Genomic DNA, 2973 nt, shown 5'->3' with positions numbered 1-2973 from the left:
GCCGGGCGGCAGGACCCGGCCGGGCGGCAGGACCTGGGCGAACGGCGGGACCCGGCCGGACGGCAGGACCCGGGCGGACCGCGGGTGTGATCCGGCGGGCCGTGGCGCGGGGTTCAGACGGCGTGGTCCCTGGGCGGGGACGGGGCCTGGGGGCGTTCGCTCTCGGCTCCGCACAGTTCGCTGTTGAGGTCCCGCACCAGTTTCACCAGGTCCTTCGGCCGGCCGGGGCCCCACCAGTCACCGAGCAGCTCCGTCAGGGAGTCCTCGCGCGCCTTCGCCAGGAGCTCGGCCGTCTCCACACCCCGTGGCGTGAGCGTCAGTTCACGGCCCTCGCGCCGGGCCAGCCCCCGCTCCTCCACCTGCCGGGTCGCGGCGGTGACGGACCGGACCGGTGCGGGCAGGGCCTCCAGGAGCGCGCCCGGCCGCACCGAGCCATGGCGGCGGATGCGCAGCAGCAGCCAGCTCGCCGCCGGGAGCAGGTCGTACCCCGCCTTCGCGGTGATCCTCTCGTAGATCCGGCGGCGGCCCTCGCGCGTACCGAGCACCGACAGCGCGCGTGCCACCTCGTCGTGCGAGGAGCGTACGACCGGGTTGCTCGCCAGCGTCTCGCTGATCTCCGGCGCGGTCACCGACCCGCGCAGCTTGTCCTCCTTGAGGAACCACGCGACGGCGAAGGCGAGGAGCACGGCCGGTGCCGCGTACAGGAAGACATCGGTGATGGAGGTCGAGAACGCGTGCAGTACGGCGGGCCGCAGTTCGGTGGGCAGTTGCTCGATGGCCCGTGGATCGGCGGACAACTGGCTCGGCCCGACCCCGGGCGGCGGCGATTCACGCGCGAGGACGTCGGTCAGCCGGTCGGCCAGCAGATTGCTGAAGACCGTGCCGAAGATGGCGACACCGAAGGACGCGCCGATCGAGCGGAAGAAGGTCGCGCCCGAGGTGGCGACGCCGAGGTCCTGGTAACTGACGGAGTTCTGCACGACCAGCACCAGGACCTGCATGACCAGTCCGAGGCCCGCGCCGAAGACGAAGAAGTAGACGCTCGCCTCCCAGATGCCGCTGGTCGCCGTGAGCCGGTGGAGCAGCAGCAGTCCGACGGCGGTGACGGCGGCGCCCAGGATCGGGCAGGCCTTCCAGCGGCCGGTATGGCTGACGATCTGCCCGGAGACGGTGGAGGTGATCAGCAGACCGAGCACCAGGGGCAGCAGATGGACACCGGACATGGTGGGGGTCACGCCCTGGACGACCTGGAGGAACGTCGGCAGGTACGTCATCGCGCCGAACATCGCGAAGCCGACGACGAAGCTGATGACCGCGATGAGCGTGAAGGCCCTGAGCCGGAAGAGCCGCAGCGGCAGTACGGGTTCGGCCGCGCGCCGCTCGGCGTGGACGAAGAGCGCGAGCAGGACGGCGCCGAGGGCGGCGAGTCCGATGATCTCGGCGGAGCTCCAGGGCCAGGTCGTACCGCCGAGCGAGGCGACCAGGACCAGGCAGATGGCGACGGACGCGATCAGAAGGGTGCCGAGGTAGTCGATGGTGTGCCTGGTCCGGTGGACCGGTATGTGCAGGAAGGCGGCGATGACCGCGAGCGCGACACCGCCGACCGGCAGATTGATGTAGAAGACCCAACGCCAGCTCAGTTCCTGGGTGAAGAAACCGCCGAGCAGCGGGCCGAGCACACTGGTCGCGCCGAAGACGGCGCCGAACAGCCCTTGGTACCTGCCGCGTTCACGCGGCGGGACGAGATCGCCGACTATCGCCATCGACAGCACGATCAGTCCGCCGCCGCCGAGGCCCTGGACCGCGCGGAAGGCGATGAGCTGCGGCATGTTCTGGGATATGCCGCAGAGCGCGGAGCCGATGAGGAAGATGACGATCGCTATCTGGAAGAGCCGCTTACGGCCGTACAGGTCACCGAGCTTGCCCCACAGGGGAGTAGCGGCGGTCGACGCCAGCAGATAGGCGGTGACGACCCAGGAGAGATGTTCCAGCCCTCCGAGGTCGCTGACTATGGTCGGCAGCGCGGTGGAGACGATGGTCTGGTCGAGCGAGGCGACCAGCAGTCCCATCAGCAGGGCGCATATGGCGACCAGGACGGTAGGGGGTTTCTGACTGTCGCCGGGGGCCCGGGTTATGACCGGGGTACTCACTTCCTGCGTCATGGGACTGCTCCTGGGACTCATCCGCGGATCCGCCGGATTCCATCCTGTCCGCTCTGTCCGGTTATGGCCTGCCGAGAGTCCGCCCGGGCACCCGGGTACGCGCACATCCCCCACACACGGCCTGCATAATCGGCGGCAGTTCAAGGGGAGGGAACCCACGTTGACCGGACAGCTCTGTCCCGAGTGCGGTACGCCGCGCACCGCCGACGACAGACCCGGATGCGCCTGCGCGGAGCGGCCAGGAGCGGTGTCACCGGAGACGGCCGCGGAGACGCCCGCCGAGACGACGATGGCACTGACGAAGATCACCGCAGCCGCCGCGCCGAAGCCGCCGGGCGGGTCGCCGGGCGCGCCACGGAACGCTCCACCGGCGGACACCCGGAAAGCGGAGAGGGCGCCGGGCACGGTGGCTCCGCGGGCGGTGGCGCCGGGGGCCGGCGAGCCGACCGGCGCGCGGGACGGCGAGGCGACCGGCGCGCGTGAGTCCGGGCAGCCGACGGAGGATCAGCAAGCCGCTCGGCGGGCCACCGAGCAGGAGATCGCGCGGGCGGGCGAGCGGGCGACGGCACACATGACCGTGCAGGCGACAGCGCAAGCCACCGCGCAAGCCGCCGCCGAGGAGCGCGCGGAGGCGAACGCGCAGGAGATCGCGGAGGCGGAGGACTTCAATCCGCTGCGCGTTCGGCCATACGTGACGCTCGACGCGGCCGACGACCGTACGGAGCCGCCGCCGGCCTTCCGTACCGCCGGCCCGATGCCGCCGCTCGCGCCGGCCGCCCCCGCCGCCTCCGCGCCACCGCCCGCCCGGCTC

The 2973-nt window shown here is 71.6% G+C and carries 1 protein-coding gene and 1 pseudogene; one reads left to right on the top strand and one right to left on the bottom strand.

The features are described from left to right. Positions 1-113: 113 nt before the first annotated feature. Entirely contained in the window at positions 114-2162 is a 2049-nt protein-coding gene (locus BFF77_RS28430) for an MDR family MFS transporter (RefSeq protein WP_066955443.1), read from the bottom strand. Positions 2163-2322: 160 nt separating this feature from the next. Here BFF77_RS28430 and BFF77_RS35335 point away from each other — a divergent pair. Further along, a pseudogene (locus tag BFF77_RS35335) lies at positions 2323-2973 on the top strand (hypothetical protein); the annotation flags it as partial.

Origin of the sequence: Streptomyces lushanensis, from assembly GCF_001700515.1 — a bacterium.
Lineage (GTDB): Bacteria > Actinomycetota > Actinomycetes > Streptomycetales > Streptomycetaceae > Streptomyces > Streptomyces lushanensis.
The sequence above is the reverse complement of the archived record's forward strand: the minus strand, read 5'-3'. Positions and strand labels throughout refer to the sequence as shown.

Excerpts from the sequence above, each read along its gene's own strand:
- BFF77_RS28430 (WP_066955443.1), bottom strand. The coding sequence starts at position 2,162 with ATGACGCAGGAAGTGAGTACCCCGGTCATAACCCGGGCCCCCGGCGAC.